Below are 15,005 nucleotides of genomic sequence, written 5' to 3'. Positions count from 1 at the left end.
CGGGCGGGGCCGGGGGCGCCGGCGGTGGGTCAGCCCTTCCCGACGTGAGCGGGGGCGAGGCCCCGGAGGGCGGCGTAGGCGCGTTCAACGCGCGTAGCTGTGGGAACGCGCAGCAGCCCCAGCGGTCCTGCGGCCCGGGAGAGCGCTTCATGCATCTGCTGTGCACTGGCAGCGAGTTGGGCCTCCAACTGGTCGGGCGGAGCACTCCGGACGGCGTCGGCGTTGCGGACGGTGTCGGTGAGCACCGACTGGACGCGCTTGTACCGCAGGTAGCGGGCCAGGTCGATGTCCGCGCCCGCGGCGGCTCCGGGCAGGGCGCGTTCCACCGCCTCGGCCCACCGGTTCGTCACCGCGGCTTCCTGGGCGCGGGGGTAGCGCATGAGGTGCAGGTGGGTGGCGAGGTCGTAGAGCGGGTCACCCACCAGCGCCAACTCCCAGTCGATCGTCCACAGGGCCCCGTCGGACGCGGAGACGATCAGGTTGTCGCGGTGCAGGTCGCCGTGGAGCAGGCAGAACGGCCGGCGGGTGAGGTGGTGCGCGGAACGGCCGAGTGGGCCGTCGGGGGCGACGGCGTCGGGGCGGACGCCCAGTGCCGAGAAGAGCCCCGGGAGGAGCGGCGCGTAGCGCCGGTGGACCCGGACGCGGGTGAAGCGCAGCAGGGACTGGAGGAAGGTGGCGCTGTCGGTGGGTCTGGTGGCGGGCGGGCAGTTGTGGAGCGTGGCGAGATCGGCGGGCCCGAGGGCGGCGATATGGCCGAAGAGCTCCGTCACGTGGCCGACTTGGTTCGCTGTCAGCCAGGTACCCGGCGGGTGGGGAGCGGAGAGCGCGGTGCCCTCGATGTAGTCGTGCGTCTGCAGCCCGGAGGCCGTGTGGTGGGCCCGGGGGACGCGGGGGACGCCGCGGCGTTCGAGACGCCGCAGCAGCCCGTCCTCGTCGAGGATGCAGCGGGGGTCGAACCGGGGCACGTGGTGCCGGGGTTCGCCGGTCTTGAGCCGGGCTCCGGGCGGGGTGTCGCCGCCGGGCGGGGCTTGGTGAACCTGCCAACTGCGGTGGTGGCCGTCGAGTGTGACGGGCTCCGGCAGTCGAGGTGACGCGCTGGGCCCGCCGTGCGCCGGGGCATACGGCGGGGCCGATGAGGGGTAGGGCAGCGCACTGCTGATGAAAGTGGGTGCGCCGAGGTCGGTGAGCGGCTTGCGCATGGGGACACACTCCGGGACGGGGAGGTGCGCGGGCGGATGACGGCCCGGTGGACCGGCTCGAGGCGGTCCCACAGTGATTGTGGAGCCTTGGACACCGTCCGGGGCGTGGGGTGGCCCGTGACGAGGGGGCACGCGGCGGCGGCGGACCGGCGGGACGCCGGTGTGGGGCCGTCAGCCGGACGGTGGCCGGTCGGGCACGTTCACCCGAAGGAGTCATAGGACGGCAGAGAGTTCACCGTGCCCAGTACGTTCCCCAGTTGGGTGACGACATACTCGGCTCCTGCGGCGTGCAGTTGTTCGGCGCGCGGTCGGTCCGGGGCGAACCCCAGGAAGGCGACCCCAGCGGCGCGTGCGGCGGCGAGGTCGGTCGGGGTGTCCCCGATCATCAGGGCGCGCTCCGGGGGCGCTCCCGTCGAGCACAGGGCGCGCCGCAGCACGTCCGGGTGCGGCTTGAGCAGCGCGACGTCCCCGGTGCGGCCGTGGACGTGGTCGTGGAAGGCTCCGGCGAGGCCGCTGACGCCGAGGTAGGCGCTGACGGCGTGGGCGGAGTTGTTGCTCGCCACGGCGAGGCGGCGTCCTCGGCCGCCCAGGGCGTGGACGAGCGCGGCGGCGCCGGCGGTGGGCCGTGCGGTCGCCGCCGCGTGGACCTCCTCGCGGGTCAGTTCCGCCTCCAGGAGCTGGGAGGCGGTCGAGCCGGGGTGGGAGGCGGCGGCGGCACGCAGTACGGCGTGGGGGTCGTCTGTCGCGGGGACGGGCAGCTGGTGCGCGTCGGCGAACGCCCGGAGGCGTTCGGCCACCGATGAGGCCGTGCGGACCGCGAACAACGAGCAGAGCGGCCCGTCGAAGTCGAAGATCACGCACTCGGCATGAGCGAAGAGTTTCCTCATCTAACCGAGTGTGACGGGCTCCGCTATCGTTGACCAGAGGGACTCGAACCACAGGCGTGACTCGGCGACGAAGGCCGCGTCCTGCTCGTCGCGGCTGTCCTTGTCGCGGGAGGCGCGGAAGATCTTCGAGCTCAGCCCGAGCACGTCGTAGATCTCCAGTTCCTCGTTCTCGAACTCCACCGTGCGGGTCACGACCTGGTAGTAGCCGGTCAGGGCCTCCAGGTCGTTCAACAGGTAGAGCTTCTGCAGCGGGGTCACCTCGACGGTGCGGATCTCGACCTTGACCTGCTGCACCAGCCCCCGTTCGGCCAATGATCCGAGTTGGTGGCGCAAAGAGGCCGAAAAGGTACGGGTGATGCGCTGGAGGCGGGTGATCGGACGCGGGTCGGTCGGGTCGGAGACGAGCCGGGGAAAGGCCGGATGGATGCCCGGGCTGGGGAGCAGGACGCGCACGCTGATGGAGCGCGGACGCAGTTCGCCGGCGGAGACCGCGATCAGGGGTGCGGCGAGCGCGGAGTTGAGGGTCTCGGTCGTCAGGGAGAACGCGTCGATGGAGACGTGCTCGGCCTGGAAGGCCAGCGCGATGCGGTCCGCGAGCTCGACGTCGGCGGGGCGCGGGGCGTCGGGTGCGGGTGCTGTGACCTGCGCGGGAGCGCCACGGCCGCGTGCTCCCAGATAGCCCTCGCGCTCCAGTTGGGCCAGGGCGTGCCGTATCGCGGCGCGGGAGGCGCCGAACTGCTCCGCCAACTCCCGCTGGGTCGGTAGTCGGGAGGCCGGAGCGAACTCGCCCGACCGAATCCGGGCACGCAGTGCCTCGGCGATGTGGTCGGGGGACTGCGGGGCCGCCTGGCGGCCCGGTTCCTCGGCTGCCGGACGGCTCTCCTCGGTCACAGCGCTCACCATACAACTTTCGGACAGTTGTGGGGAGTTCGTGCGAAGACGTTCTTCTCCGGCAGGGTTGGGGCATGAGAAGGACATGGTTGGTCAACAACTTCGCCAACTCAGGGAAAGTTAGCCAGGGTTGGCTCCTCCACTGACACAGCGAGGAGTGGTCCCCATGATCGTCACATCGCTTCTGGTCGCCGCCCTGGCGGTGGCTGTCGAGCGCGTGGTCGAGGTCCAGCTCGGACTGCCCGGCATCGTCGGGATGTTACTGCTGCGCACCGGCATCACCACCAAGAGCGGCGCCTGCGTCATCGTCGGATCGGTGCTGCTGTTCGCCCTGGTGATCTGGGGCTGACCGCCCGGGCACCGCTCGGGCCCCGCACGGGGCACGGACGGCGTCGGGCGGTGCCCCTCACGGCCCGGGGCCGCGACGACGACGGCGGCGAGAGCTGCCGCCGCCGCCGTCGCGGCCGCGTACGGCGCGGGGGGCGGACGCCAGGAACAGCTGCCGACACGGCCGGCGGCTGGACGAGCACACGGCACGACGGACGAAGCACGAAGCACGAAGCACGACGGGCGAAGCAGGAAGCAGGAAGCAGGAAGCAGGAAGCACGGGCACGAGCGCGGCAGTGCGGGCGCGCAGCGCGACGGCCGCCCGCCCCGGTGGCGGCCGGTCGCCGGGAACGTGCGAGGAGGGACAGCGCGGACGACAGGGGCCGCGCCACCGTCAGCGGTGGCGCGGCCCCTTCGTGCGCCCGAGCCGTGCCGGGCGCCGCCGCCGTCAGAACACGTCCGGCGTCCACGCTCGGCGGTGCGTGCCGAGCAGCAGGTCCGCCCGGTGCGCCGCCCCCGGGGTCTCCTCCGCGAGGCGGCCCAGCGTCAGCAGCCGGCTCGCCGGCCGGTCGCCGAGGTAGAGGGTGCCGAGCGCCGAGGCGTCCAGGGTGAGGTCCGCGGCCCGGGTGGTGGTGGCGCAGTCGGCGCCGTCCGGACCGGCGGTGAGCAGGAAGCGCCCGGCGGCGAGGCCGAGGGGGTCGGTGACCTCCAGGACCAGTTCGCCCTCGACGGCGTAACCGCGGGAGCGCAGCATCGCGGGCACGTCCAGCGGGCGGAGCCAGAGGAAGTCGTTGGTCTCGGTGACGCGGGCGGCGCGGGGGTTGGGCAGCAGCTCCGGCAGGAGCGCGTCGGGCGGGAGCTGGTCGGCCTTGAGCCGCCGTACCCAGTCCATCGACAGCACCGAACGCCACAGCGCGCGCTCGGCGGTGGGGGTGGTGGCCACCAGCCAGTGCACGGTCGCCGTGCCGTCGGGAACGCCCCGGTCCCACTGCCGGTCGGTGGTGAACGAGGCCATCCCCTGGAGCGTCCCGTCGGCGTCGCGGTGCACCACGAACCAGGGCTCCCGCCAGGCGGGGTCGCGGGGCACCTCGCCGGTCGCGACGGACCACCAGCGCGCCGGCCGGTCCACCGCGCCCGGATGGAGCAGGCGGAACCGCTCGAAGAGTTCGGGGCCCTCGGTGCGGACCAGGGAGCCGTCCACGTAGAAGTCGAGGACGCCCTCCTCCGCCGGCAGCGTCCAGTTGGCCGCGAGCCCCGCCTCGGCGCGCTCCACCGTGTACGCGGCGGACGCGCCGGCCGGCCCGTAGCCGAACCGGCCGTAGATGCCGTGCTCGGCCGCGACGAGGGTGGAGAGCATCTCGCCGCCCTCCTTGGCCTCGGCGAGGTCGGCCGTCATCATCCGGGTCAGCAGTCCCCGGCGTCGATGGCCGGGCGACACCGTCACGCCGGTCACCGCGTGGGCGGGCACGTCGGTGCCGCCGGGCACGGTGAGCCGCTGGTCGAAGCTGCGGTAGGTCGCCACGCAGCGCCCGTCGGTGAACGCGCCGCGCAGCCGGCCCGGGTCGGAGCGCGTCAGCCATTCGGAGACCTCGGCGGCGGACATGCGCGGCGCGCGGAGGAACCCGCGCGTGACGCCGTGCAGCCACTCCTCGGTGTCGAAGCCGGCGTCGGTCGAAGTGCGGATCTGCAGGTCCATGCCGTGACCCTAGGGAGCGTCCGGCCTGCTCGCCACGTATTTCACCCGGGCGCCGCCACCCGTGGTCACTCCTGGCCGACGATCCGCACCCGGGAGCGCCCCTGCTGCTTCTCGCGCTGCCGCTCCCACTGCGCCCGCAGTTCGCGCACCCCGCCCGCGTAGCCGGCGGCCCGCGCGTGGGTGTCGAACCGGCGGCTCCAGAACAGCATGCGGGGGAGCGGCCCGAGGGTCAGGGAGGTCACGTGCAGCACGTCCCACCCGCCGTGCGCCGTCGGTTCCAGGTCCTCGCAGACCTCGACCCCGACGAAGCGCTGGACGCGTCCGGCGGCCCACAGCTCGCGCATCGCCGGGGCGGAGGCGGCGTACTGGCTGCGGTAGTACGCCGCGCGTGTCGCGGGACGGGAGGTCACGTACTCGTGGATGCCGAGGGAGGCGCGCGCCGGACCGTGCGGGCGCCACATGTCCAGCCCCGGCTGGACCCGTCCGACCGCGACCCGTACCGGGCGGAGCGCCGCGGCCCGCACGGCGGCGGCCACCTCGCCGACGTCGGCGTCCGCCACCGGCACACAGGCTGCCACGGACCAGGGGGCCCGGCGGTGGTGCAGCAGCAGTGCGCCGTGGGGGCGCGCGGTGGCGTCGACGGCGTCGGCGGTCACGACGACCACCGGCCGGTCCGGCGCCGCACCGCGCCCGTCCGGTGTGCCGGCTCCGTCCGGCTCGTCGCCGGTGGTCACGCGGTGCTCGCCGGGGTCGCCGCGGCGGCGGTGAGGAAGGCCAGTGCCGCGGCGACGGCCGCGGGGGTCGGGATGTGGCCCGGTGCCGCCACCTCGTGGAGGGTGGCGGCCGGGAGCCGGGAGGCGATGATCTCCGCGGTGGCGAACGGGACGTCGGTGTCGGTGCGGGAGTGCCAGAGGCCGACGGTCGCGGCCGCCTCCCCGAGGGCGAACCCCCAGTCGCACTGCTGGAGTCGGGCCTCCCGGCCCGGGCCTGCCGCCTCGTGGGCGAGGGAGTCCACCAGGGCGCGGCGCCACGGGTGGTCGGCGGGGAACTCGGCCAGACCGTCGGTCAGTTGCTCGGCCCAGTAACGCCGCGTCGCCTCCTCGTCCCCGCGGGCGAACTCCTCGAAGAGCTGCCGGGGCTCCGCCGGGTAACACCCGCGGGTGACCGCCTCGTCGACCAGCCCCAGCCCGGGGAGCACCGCCACCGAGGTCACCCGTTCCGGGGCCGCGGCGGCCAGGGCGTAGCCGTAGGGCGCGCCCGCCGATACTCCGAGTACTCCGCAGCGGTCGACGCCCAGGGCGTCCAGCAGCGGGGCGACCAGCCGCGGCCAGTCACCGATCGACCCCATCGCCGCCGGCGCGGAGCGGCCGTATCCCGGACGGGCGACGGCGACCAGCCCCACGCCCGCACCGCGCGCCAGGCGGTGCCACTCCTCCGGAACCCCGGCGGAGCCCAGCAGCCCGTGGTGCAGCAGCACCGGCAGGGCGCCCGGGTCACCGTGGCGCTCGTACTCCAGCACGCCGTCACCGCTCCCGAACACCGGCATGGCGAACCCCCTTCGGCGGCCGAACGGCCGACACCCCGCTCCGTAAGTCAGGTAACCCTGACTTACGCGGCGGGGGGTCGGTGTTCGTCGGGGCGTCAGAGCGCGGCGCGGACCTCGCCCACCGGGGTGCCGCCGCCGAGCAGCGGCGCCTCGCCGATCCGGGCCACCTCCGGGCCGTCCACGCCGAGCCGCCGCAGCAGCGCCGCCAGTACCGGGCCGCGCGCCCGGCCTGCGCCGTCCTCGATCTTGAACGCCAGCGCCCGGCCGTCGGCCAGGGCCACCGCCTGGACGCCCTCCGCGCCGGCCTTCGCCAGTGCGCCGGGGACGCCGCGCATCAGCCAGGTGTCGGTCAGCCGGGTGCCGGCCACGTACTCGGGGTGGGCGCGCATCGCGTCGGCGATGCGCCGCTCCACGCTGCCCTCCTCGGCGAGTACGTACGACCGGAAGGCGCGCGCCAGTCCCGTCAGGGAGAACGCCAGCAGCGGCGCGCCGCAGCCGTCGGTGCCGGTGTGCGCCACCGGCTCGCCCGTCGCCCGCACGACCTCCTCGCGGATGCGCTCCTGGAGGGGGTGGGCGGGGTCGAGGTAGTCGGTCAGCGACCAGTCGTTGCGGACGCACGCGGCGAGCATCGCGGTGTGCTTGCCGGAGCAGTTCATCGCGATGCGGGTCCGGCCGCGGCCCGCGGCGAGCTGCTCCTCCATCGCCGGGCGGTCCACCGGCAGGTCCGGCGGGCACAGCAGGTCGTCCTCGCTCAGTCCGTGCTCGGCGAGCATCGTCGCCACCAGTTCCTGGTGGAACGGTTCGCCGGCGTGGCTGGCCGCGGCCAGGGCCAGCCGCTCGTTGGAGAGGTCCAGCCCGGAGCGCAGCGCTGCCGCGGCCTGCATCGGCTTGTTGCTGGAGCGCGGGTAGCAGGCCGCCGTGACCTCGCCGAGGGAGAAGTCGATCGAGCCGTCGGCGGCGAGGACCACCACCGAACCGTGGTGCCTGCCCTCCACGAAGCCGGAGCGGACGACCTCGGCGAGGACGGGTGCTGTCTGGGACGTCATGGCGGCCTTCCGTACGGATGGGTCGGGTGCGTGCGGGCGCCGCCGGGGCGGGGTGCGCCACGCGGCGGCGGGGGCGGCCGCCGCGTTCGAACGGCCGCTCGGACAGTACCCGCCGGTCCGGGCCTTCGGCCATGCCGTGGCCGTCACCACCGGCGGCGGCCGCACTCAGCCCAGCAGGTCCTCCACCTGCGCCTCGCCCTCCCGGTACCGCCGGGTGACCTCGGCGCCGCAGGCGTCGGCGGTCCGCTGGAGCGCCTGCCGCCGCTCGGAGACCTCCGCCTCGTACCGCGCCAACCGGGCCAGCGCGTCCATGAGTTCGGCGTCGGTCCGCGACGTCGGGTCGGAGAGGCCGACCTCGGCGAGCATGCCTTCCACCAGCTGCCGGTACTGCGAACCGGCGGGGGTGGCGATGGTGACGTGCCGGGCGGAGGAGCGGTGCCCCGCCGGGGCGTCGGCCAGGATGCGGGTCAGCTGGTCGACGAGCGGGCCCTCCGGCTCGCAGCGGCGGCGGCGCTCGGCCTCCAGGATGTCGATGCGGCCCTGGAGCAGGCGGCGCACGTAGCTGAGGTCGGACTCCTCCTGCTGGGCGTCGCGGCGCAGCGCCCGCAGCCCGGCCAGCGAGTGGTCGCGCAGGTCGGCGACGGTCGCGGTGATCGCGCCGGCCGGTCGCTCGCCGGTGCCCGGCCCGGCCGTCCCCGGGCGGTGGCCCGCCGGAGCATCGGCCGACGAACACCCGGGACTTGGTGTGATCATCAGGTTGTGTCCCCTTATCCCCATCTGTGATGGCATGGCGCGGTACGTACCCCGTGGCACGCATCGTGTCACTGTGTACCCCAGGAACGGGGACGCCTCCACCCGTACGGCGGCATCCGATCTGCCGACCGGCCCCCGCTCCGCCCGGGCACGCGCGGCGAGAGCCGGAGCACGGGCGCGGCGGGGCGCGGACCCGGCGTGCGGCATCATGGGCGCCATGCGAGCGGTGGTGCAGCGCGTCGACGGGGCGAAGGTCGTCGTCGACGGCGAGACGGTGGGCGAGATTGAGGGCGAGGGACTGTGCGCCCTCGTCGGCGTGGGGCACGACGACACCCCCGAGCAGGCGGCGAAACTCGCCCGCAAGTTGTGGGGGCTGCGCATCCTCAGCGGCGAGCGCTCCTGCTCCGAGGCGGGCGCACCACTGCTGGTCGTCTCCCAGTTCACGCTGCTCGGCGACGCGCGGAAGGGCCGCCGCCCCACCTGGCAGGCAGCCGCGCCGGGCGAGGTCGCCGAACCGCTCGTCGACGAGGTCTGCGCCCGGCTCCGCGACCTCGGCGCGGAGGTCGCCACCGGACGGTTCGGCGCCGCGATGCGGGTGAGCCTGACCAACGACGGTCCGTTCACCGTCCTGCTCGACGTCTGACCCGCGCACGCCCGTGGCGCGCGCCCCGGCACCCGCGTGCACCGGCCGCACGCCCCCGACGCGAGCGAGCGCGGACGGCCGGGGCCGCCCGCTCCCGCGGTCCGCGACCCCCGGCGCGCACCGGCGCCGGGGGGCGCCCGGCTCAGGGCTCGACGACCGTCTCCTGGGCCGCCGCCGTGCCGCCGGCGGTCAACTGGGCGTCCACCGGGACGTTCCGCTTGACCAGCGCCAGCGCGATCGGCCCCAGCTCGTGGTGGCGGGCCGAGGTGGTGACGAAGCCGAGCTGCCGCCCCTCCGGGCCGTCCGAGGCGAGCCGTACCGGCGCACCGTGCTCCGGGACGACGACCTCGCTGCCGTCGAGGTGCAGGAAGACCAGCCGCCGGGGCGGCTTCCCCAGGTTGTGGACGCGCGCCACGGTCTCCTGGCCGCGGTAGCACCCCTTCTGCAGGTGCACCGCCTCGCCGATCCAGCCCAGCTCGTGCGGGATGGTGCGGTGGTCGGTCTCCAGGCCCAGCCGCGGCCGGTGGCCCTCCACCCGCAGCGCCTCGTGGGCCAGTACCCCGATCGCCGGGCCGTGGGCGGCGGCGAACTCCGCCAGCGACCCCCGCGGCAGGAACAGCTCGCGGCCGTGGGGGGTCTCGCGGACCACCGCCTCCGCGGGGGACTCGGTGATCGACCCCGCGGGCAGGTGCACCACCGCGAACTCCGCCGTGCGGTCGGCGATCTCCACCCGGTAGAAGAACACCATCGACTCCAGGTACGCGATGAGTTCCGCCGCGCGCCCGGGCTCGGTGTGCATCCAGGTCGTCGTGCCGTCGTCCACCAGGTACATCGCGTGCTCGATGTGCCCCTTGGCGGAGAGGATCAGCGCCTCCGTGGCCCGCCCCGGCGGCAGCTCCGACACGTGCTGGGTCAGCAGCAGGTGCAGCCAGCTCAACCGGTCGGAGCCGGTCACCGTCACCACCTCGCGGTGCGAGAGGTCGACGAGCCCCTCGCCACGGGCGAGGGCGCGCTGCTCGCGGAACAGGTCGCCGTAGTGCGCGGCGACCCCGGCGTCGGGCGCGTCGGCCGCCACGGCGCCGGGCAGGGACAGGAGCGGACTGGTGTAGGCCATGGGTCCCAGGTTATGCCCGAGCCGCGCGTACCCGGTGGGGTGGTTCGCCGGTACGCGGAGCGCGCCTCCCGCGCCGGCCGGGCCGGGGGCCTGCCGCCCGCGGCCACCGCGGCGTACGCTCCGGTCAGCGCCACCCGCGCCGGACGGAGCGAGTGGCGTACGGCATCCGCCGCCCACCGGTGCCGCGCCGCCGCGAGGTGTCGCGCCCGCCGGCGCGCGGGTAGGCGTGGACGGCCGGCGTAGCACCGCGGGTCTCCCGCGACGGGCCGCCTCTCCGGCGTCCCGCCCGCCGCGGCCACGCAGAACGCGGTGCGGCGGGGCACCACAGCGGCACCGAATCCGGCCGGGTCGCGGCCGGACGCCATCGACGGACGACGGACCCCGCGACGGGGTCGTACACGAAGGGGAGCCAAGCGCATGGACCTGGGACTGGCTGGACGTGTCCACGTGGTCACCGGCGGCAGTCGGGGGCTGGGATACGCCACCGCTGCGGCGCTGGTGGGCGACGGCGCCAAGGTGGTGATCTCCTCGCGCGACGCCGACTCGGTCGCCGCCGCCACCGACCGCCTCAACGAGCTGGGCGCGGCCACCGGTGGTGCCGCCACCGGCGTCGTCGCCGACCTGGGGAGCGCGGACACCGCGCTGCGGCTGGCCGACGCGGCGGTGGAGAACTACGGGCGGCTGGACGGCGCCCTGGTGTCGGTCGGCGGCCCGCCGCCCGGCACCGCGGCCTCCGCCACCGACGAGCAGTGGCGCGGCGCCTTCGAGACCGTCTTCCTCGGCGCGGTCCGCGCCGTACGGGAGCTGGGCGGACGCCTCGCGGCCGGGGACGGCGGCGCCATCGGGCTGGTGCTGTCCTCCTCGGCCCGCTCGCCCATCACCGGACTGGGCATCTCCAACGGGCTGCGGCCCGGTCTGGCGATGGTCGCCAAGGACATGGCGGACGAGTTCGGGCCGCGCGGTGTGCGTGTGATGGGGCTGCTCCCGGGCCGCATCCTCACCGACCGCATGCGGGAGCTGGACGCGAGCAACCCGGCCGCCCGGGAGGGCGCCCTCGCCGGCATCCCGCTGGGGCGCTACGGCGAGCCCGAGGAGTTCGGGCGCACCGCGGCGTTCGTGCTGTCGCCGGCCGCCGGGTACCTGACCGGTTCGCTCGTCGCGGTCGACGGCGGGGCATTGCGCGCGCTCTGATCCGCGCCCCTGCGTGCACCCGCACGCTCCCGCCGCCGGTTCCGGGCGGGTACGGCCAACGGCCGCCGGTGACGGTTTCCTCGGCAGAGCCGGCCCGGTGCCGCGCCGCCCCGTCGTGGGCCGACTGCCCGCTGCCGTGCGTCAGGCGCGCCCGCGCGTCACTTGAAGAACGCGATGCCGTCGTCCGGGAGGTCCTTGACGTCCTTGGCCCACTCCCGCGGGTCCACGACCTTCTTGAGCTGCGCGGACATGTACGGCCGCAGCGGCTTGTCCGGGGTCGAGATCTCGCCGACCCACATCAGGTCGCCCTTGACGTAGCCGTACAGCCGCTTGCCGCCGGCGTACTCCGGAGAGGCGCCGGTGCGGGCCAGGGCGTCGGTCGCCAGCTCGATCTGCGGCCGCCCGTCCGCGAGTTCGCCGTACCAGACCTCCACGATGCCCTTGTCGCGCACCGTGACCAGGTCGATCTTCCGGTCCTTGACCCGCCAGTAGCCGTGCTCCGACTCCAGCGGGCTGACCTTGCGGCCCTCCGAGTCCAGTCGCCAGGTGTGCGAGCTGAACTCCAGGAAGTCGCGGCCGTCATGGGTGAAGACGACCTCCTGCCCGAAGTTGCACTGCTCCTCGCCGGGAGGGTCCGCGACGCCCGCTCCCTGCCAGTTGCCGAGCAGGAACGCCAGGGGCACGAGGTCGGGGTGCAGGTCGGACGGGATCTCGATCATGGGAACTCAGAATGTCCTTGCGGAGGGGGAAGGGTTCAGCGCTGGCCCTGGTAGAGCTTCTTGACGACGAGGCCGGTGAACGCGGCGGTGCCGACGGCGACCAGCACCATCAGGGTAATGAAGAAGGCCTCAAGCACGGGGGCTCCTAGTACGGCGAACAATGATCACGAACCGACCCCGATTCTATCGGTCCCGGATCGTGACGGCTGTGTGAGGTACGCCGTCCGGTCCTGGGTAGGTGGCGCATGCCAGGTAATCAACTCGTGATCAGTGTGAATGAACGCAACCGAGGGTTCTTGCGTCTAAGGCGGTTGGAAGGGGTGTGATCATGGCTTGTCCAGACTGCGGTGCGACCATGCACCAGGGGCCCGGCGGTGACTGGCTCTGCGCCAATTGCGGAGCCAGTCGCTGAACCGATCCGCAAGTTCCCACTCTCGCCCCCCGGCCCGGCCGCTGCGCCGTTCACCTCGGGGCGACCGTCGGCGGCACCGGAGGATCGCCTGAGCCGTGGGCGCCGCCGAGCGCCGCGTACCACTCGCACCGCCCGCACGCACCCGTGCGGGCGGTGCCGCATTCTCCGGGCACCGCACCGCACCGCCCCGGCGCCGGCGCTGCACGGCACCGACAGCGGCGGGCTGTGAGCCGGGACACCGCCGCCCGGCGGCGGGTTCGGTACCGTTCCGCCATGGCGAAGCGGCTGGTGATCAAGGTGACAGCGGGGGCGGACGCCCCCGAGCGGTGCTCGCAGGCGTTCACGGTGGCGGCGGTGGCCGTGGCCAGCGGCGTCGAGGTGTCGTTGTGGCTGACGGGGGAGTCGGCGTGGTTCGCGCTCCCCGGCCGTGCGGCCGAGTTCGAACTGCCGCACGCGGCGCCCCTTCCCGACCTGTTGGAGACCATCGCGTCCGGCGGCCGGCTGACGCTCTGCACGCAGTGCGCCGCGCGGCGCGACATCGGTGAGGGCGATGTGATCGAGGGGGTCCGCATCGCCGGTGCCCAGGTGTTCGTGAGCGAGATCGTCGGGGACGACGTCCAGGCGCTGGTCTACTGACGGTTCACGGCGGGCCGCGGCGGTCGACGCGCACGGCTGAGGGCCGCGCCCCGGGTGTCCAACCCGTTCGGGGCGCGGCCCTCCTGCCGTGCGGAGCGCCGGTCGGGCGGTGGTGGCCGGCCCGGTGCGTCCGGCGTTCCGCTCGACGCCTCAGACGGCGATGGCGACCTCGGTCAGACCACCCTGCTCGGCGACCACGGTGCGGTCGGCGGTGCCGCCCGGCACCAGGGCGCGGACCGTCCAGGTGCCCTCGGCGGCGTAGAACCGGAACTGGCCGGTGGCCGACGTCGGTACCTCGGCGGTGAACTCGCCGGTGGAGTCGAGCAGTCGGACGTAGCCGGTGACCGGCTCGCCGGCGCGGGTGACCGATCCCTGGATGGTGGTCTCACCGGGCTTGATCGACGCGGCGTCGGGGCCGCCTGCCTGTGCTCCGCACATGGGGTTCCGTCCTTCGAACTGTGGTGGTCGCGGGGGTGCGGCCCCCCGCACGGGGCCGCCGGGCGTCACCGCCCCGGGGTGCTACTTGGCGGGGCCGGTCTCCACGGGCACGCCCACCAGGGAGCCGTACTCGGTCCAGGAGCCGTCGTAGTTCTTCACGTTGGCCTGCCCGAGCAGCTCGTGCAGCACGAACCAGCTGTGGGCGGAGCGCTCACCGATGCGGCAGTAGGCGATGGTGTCCTTCGACAGGTCCACGCCCTCGCCCTCGTACAGCTCCTTCAGCTCCTCGTCGGAGCGGAACGTGCCGTCGTCGTTGGCCGACTTGGACCACGGGATGTTGCGGGCGGAGGGCACGTGGCCGGCGACCTGGGACTGCTCCTGCGGCAGGTGGGCCGGGGCGAGCAGCTTGCCGCTGAACTCGTCGGGGGAGCGGACGTCGACCAGGTTCTGGGTGCCGATGGCCTCGACGACCTCGTCGCGGAAGGCGCGGATGGAGAGGTCCTGCGGCTTCGCGCGGTACTCGGTGGCGGCCCGCTCCGGCACCTCGGCCACCAGGTCGCGGGAGTCCAGCTCCCACTTCTTGCGGCCGCCGTCGAGGAGCTTGACGTCCTCGTGGCCGTAGAGCTTGAAGTACCAGTAGGCGTAGGCGGCGAACCAGTTGTTGTTGCCGCCGTAGAGCACCACGGTGTCGTCGTTGGCGATGCCCCGGGCGGAGAGCAGCTTCTCGAAGCCCTCCTGGTCCACGAAGTCGCGGCGCACCGGGTCCTGGAGGTCCTTCTTCCAGTCGATGCGGACGGCGTTGCGGATGTGGTTCTTCTCGTAGGCCGAGGTGTCCTCGTCCACCTCGACGATGACCACCTTGGGCTCGTCGATGCGGGCCTGCACCCAGTCGGCGTCCACGAGGACGTCACTGCGGCTCATGTTGTTCTCCTTCTGCGGGGCGGGTTCTGCGAGGCGATGCGGGGCGCGGCGGGCGGGCGGGCCACCGGGCGCGCCGAGGTGCGCGCCGCGCGGCGCGAGGGGATGCGAGGGGAGGGAGCCGTCAGGCGACGGGACGACAGAGCATGGCGGCGACGCGGCAGAGGTCGACCGCCCGTCGCTTGGTGAGATCCGCCTGTCGTGTCATGCGAGAGATCGTACGGACGGAGGGTCGCCGCTGTCACCGTTGGTCCGTATGGCGAGACGCATGCGTCCGTCATGCGGGATTCGCAGGTGGGGAGGGGTGTGAACCCCGGGCGAGGGGGCCCGGGAGTGGGGGCCGCCGGCTGCACCGGGGCGGCTCTGACCTGCGGAGAGGTTCGGAGGGTGCCTTCCGCCCGGCCCGGCGGTTCGGTGCGGGCGGCTCACCGTCGCCGGGTTGACGGCCCCGGCCGGCCCGGTGGGCCGGCCGTCCCGCCATGTGGACGCACGCGATCGGCCCCGGCCGACGGCCGCCCGGTCTCGGCCCGGCGGCGCGCGGCGCGGCAACGGCGGAGGGGCCGCACCCCCGCGACCACCACAGTTCGAA

17 protein-coding genes are annotated in these 15,005 nt (G+C 74.3%); 4 read left to right on the top strand and 13 right to left on the bottom strand.

Going from position 1 to position 15,005, the window contains the following annotated elements; genetic code table 11:
- Positions 1-29 precede the first annotated feature (29 nt).
- From HCN56_RS16875 to HCN56_RS16865, 3 genes are all read right to left on the bottom strand, one after another.
- A complete protein-coding gene (locus HCN56_RS16875) occupies positions 30-1,199 on the bottom strand; it encodes an aminoglycoside phosphotransferase family protein (protein ID WP_167972022.1) in 1,170 nt (389 codons plus the stop codon).
- 200 nt (positions 1,200-1,399) lie between these two features.
- Positions 1,400-2,086, bottom strand: a complete 687-nt coding sequence (locus tag HCN56_RS16870; protein WP_167972020.1) for an HAD family hydrolase — start codon at positions 2,084-2,086, stop codon at positions 1,400-1,402.
- The gene (locus HCN56_RS16865) at positions 2,087-2,977 is read right to left on the bottom strand and encodes a GntR family transcriptional regulator (RefSeq protein ID WP_312871270.1); all 891 of its coding nucleotides are present in this window, start codon (positions 2,975-2,977) and stop codon (positions 2,087-2,089) included.
- Positions 2,978-3,143: 166 nt separating this feature from the next.
- Here HCN56_RS16865 and HCN56_RS16860 point away from each other — a divergent pair, with 166 nt between their 5' ends.
- A complete protein-coding gene (locus HCN56_RS16860) occupies positions 3,144-3,326 on the top strand; it encodes a hypothetical protein (RefSeq protein ID WP_167935547.1) in 183 nt (60 codons plus the stop codon).
- 426 nt (positions 3,327-3,752) lie between these two features.
- On the opposite strand, the gene HCN56_RS16855 is transcribed toward HCN56_RS16860, so the two are convergent.
- The 5 genes from HCN56_RS16855 to HCN56_RS16835 form a co-directional block, all read right to left on the bottom strand.
- A complete protein-coding gene (locus tag HCN56_RS16855; protein ID WP_167972017.1) occupies positions 3,753-5,000 on the bottom strand; it encodes a GNAT family N-acetyltransferase in 1,248 nt (415 codons plus the stop codon).
- Between the two features lie 65 nt (positions 5,001-5,065).
- Positions 5,066-5,734, bottom strand: coding sequence for a hypothetical protein (locus HCN56_RS16850; protein WP_167972015.1), 669 nt, complete (start codon positions 5,732-5,734; stop codon positions 5,066-5,068).
- A complete protein-coding gene (locus HCN56_RS16845; protein WP_167972013.1) occupies positions 5,731-6,546 on the bottom strand; it encodes an alpha/beta fold hydrolase in 816 nt (271 codons plus the stop codon). Before HCN56_RS16845 ends, HCN56_RS16850 begins: the two co-directional genes overlap by 4 nt.
- 95 nt (positions 6,547-6,641) lie before the next feature.
- Positions 6,642-7,592, bottom strand: coding sequence for an asparaginase (locus HCN56_RS16840; protein ID WP_167972011.1), 951 nt, complete (start codon positions 7,590-7,592; stop codon positions 6,642-6,644).
- A 165-nt stretch (positions 7,593-7,757) separates the two neighbouring features.
- Positions 7,758-8,345 (bottom strand): RsiG family protein, encoded by a 588-nt coding sequence (locus HCN56_RS16835; RefSeq protein ID WP_167972009.1) that lies wholly within the window; start codon positions 8,343-8,345, stop codon positions 7,758-7,760.
- A gap of 217 nt (positions 8,346-8,562) precedes the next feature.
- Between HCN56_RS16835 and dtd the strand changes: the two genes are divergently transcribed.
- Positions 8,563-8,988 (top strand): D-aminoacyl-tRNA deacylase, encoded by a 426-nt coding sequence (dtd, locus tag HCN56_RS16830; RefSeq protein WP_167972007.1) that lies wholly within the window; start codon positions 8,563-8,565, stop codon positions 8,986-8,988.
- A gap of 142 nt (positions 8,989-9,130) precedes the next feature.
- Here the strand turns inward: dtd and ygfZ are convergent, their stop codons facing one another.
- Positions 9,131-10,102, bottom strand: a complete 972-nt coding sequence (gene ygfZ, locus HCN56_RS16825) for a CAF17-like 4Fe-4S cluster assembly/insertion protein YgfZ (RefSeq protein ID WP_167972005.1) — start codon at positions 10,100-10,102, stop codon at positions 9,131-9,133.
- 417 nt (positions 10,103-10,519) lie between these two features.
- Between ygfZ and HCN56_RS16820 the strand changes: the two genes are divergently transcribed.
- Positions 10,520-11,293 (top strand): SDR family oxidoreductase, encoded by a 774-nt coding sequence (locus HCN56_RS16820; protein ID WP_167972004.1) that lies wholly within the window; start codon positions 10,520-10,522, stop codon positions 11,291-11,293.
- Positions 11,294-11,451: 158 nt separating this feature from the next.
- Here HCN56_RS16820 and HCN56_RS16815 read toward each other — a convergent pair whose 3' ends face one another.
- A complete protein-coding gene (locus HCN56_RS16815) occupies positions 11,452-12,012 on the bottom strand; it encodes a heme-binding beta-barrel domain-containing protein (protein ID WP_167972002.1) in 561 nt (186 codons plus the stop codon).
- Between the two features lie 685 nt (positions 12,013-12,697).
- Between HCN56_RS16815 and HCN56_RS16810 the strand changes: the two genes are divergently transcribed.
- Positions 12,698-13,060 carry a DsrE family protein gene (locus HCN56_RS16810; protein WP_167934255.1) on the top strand — a complete coding sequence of 121 codons (363 nt, stop codon included), beginning with the start codon at positions 12,698-12,700 and terminating at the stop codon, positions 13,058-13,060.
- A gap of 150 nt (positions 13,061-13,210) precedes the next feature.
- Here the strand turns inward: HCN56_RS16810 and HCN56_RS16805 are convergent, their stop codons facing one another.
- The 3 genes from HCN56_RS16805 to HCN56_RS27435 all read right to left on the bottom strand — a co-directional run bounded on the left by HCN56_RS16805 (position 13,211) and on the right by HCN56_RS27435 (position 14,624).
- Positions 13,211-13,498 (bottom strand): DUF1416 domain-containing protein, encoded by a 288-nt coding sequence (locus tag HCN56_RS16805; RefSeq protein ID WP_167934254.1) that lies wholly within the window; start codon positions 13,496-13,498, stop codon positions 13,211-13,213.
- 81 nt (positions 13,499-13,579) lie between these two features.
- Positions 13,580-14,419, bottom strand: a complete 840-nt coding sequence (locus HCN56_RS16800) for a sulfurtransferase (RefSeq protein WP_167972000.1) — start codon at positions 14,417-14,419, stop codon at positions 13,580-13,582.
- Between the two features lie 121 nt (positions 14,420-14,540).
- Complete coding sequence (locus HCN56_RS27435; protein ID WP_369008423.1) at positions 14,541-14,624, bottom strand: Ms5788A family Cys-rich leader peptide; 84 nt, start codon at positions 14,622-14,624, stop codon at positions 14,541-14,543.
- Positions 14,625-15,005: the final 381 nt, after the last annotated feature.

This window comes from Streptomyces lonarensis (assembly GCF_012033735.1).
Classification (GTDB): Bacteria; Actinomycetota; Actinomycetes; order Streptomycetales; family Streptomycetaceae; genus Streptomyces; species Streptomyces lonarensis.
Note: the sequence above shows the minus strand (reverse complement) of the source record. Positions and strands in the feature narration are given on the sequence as shown.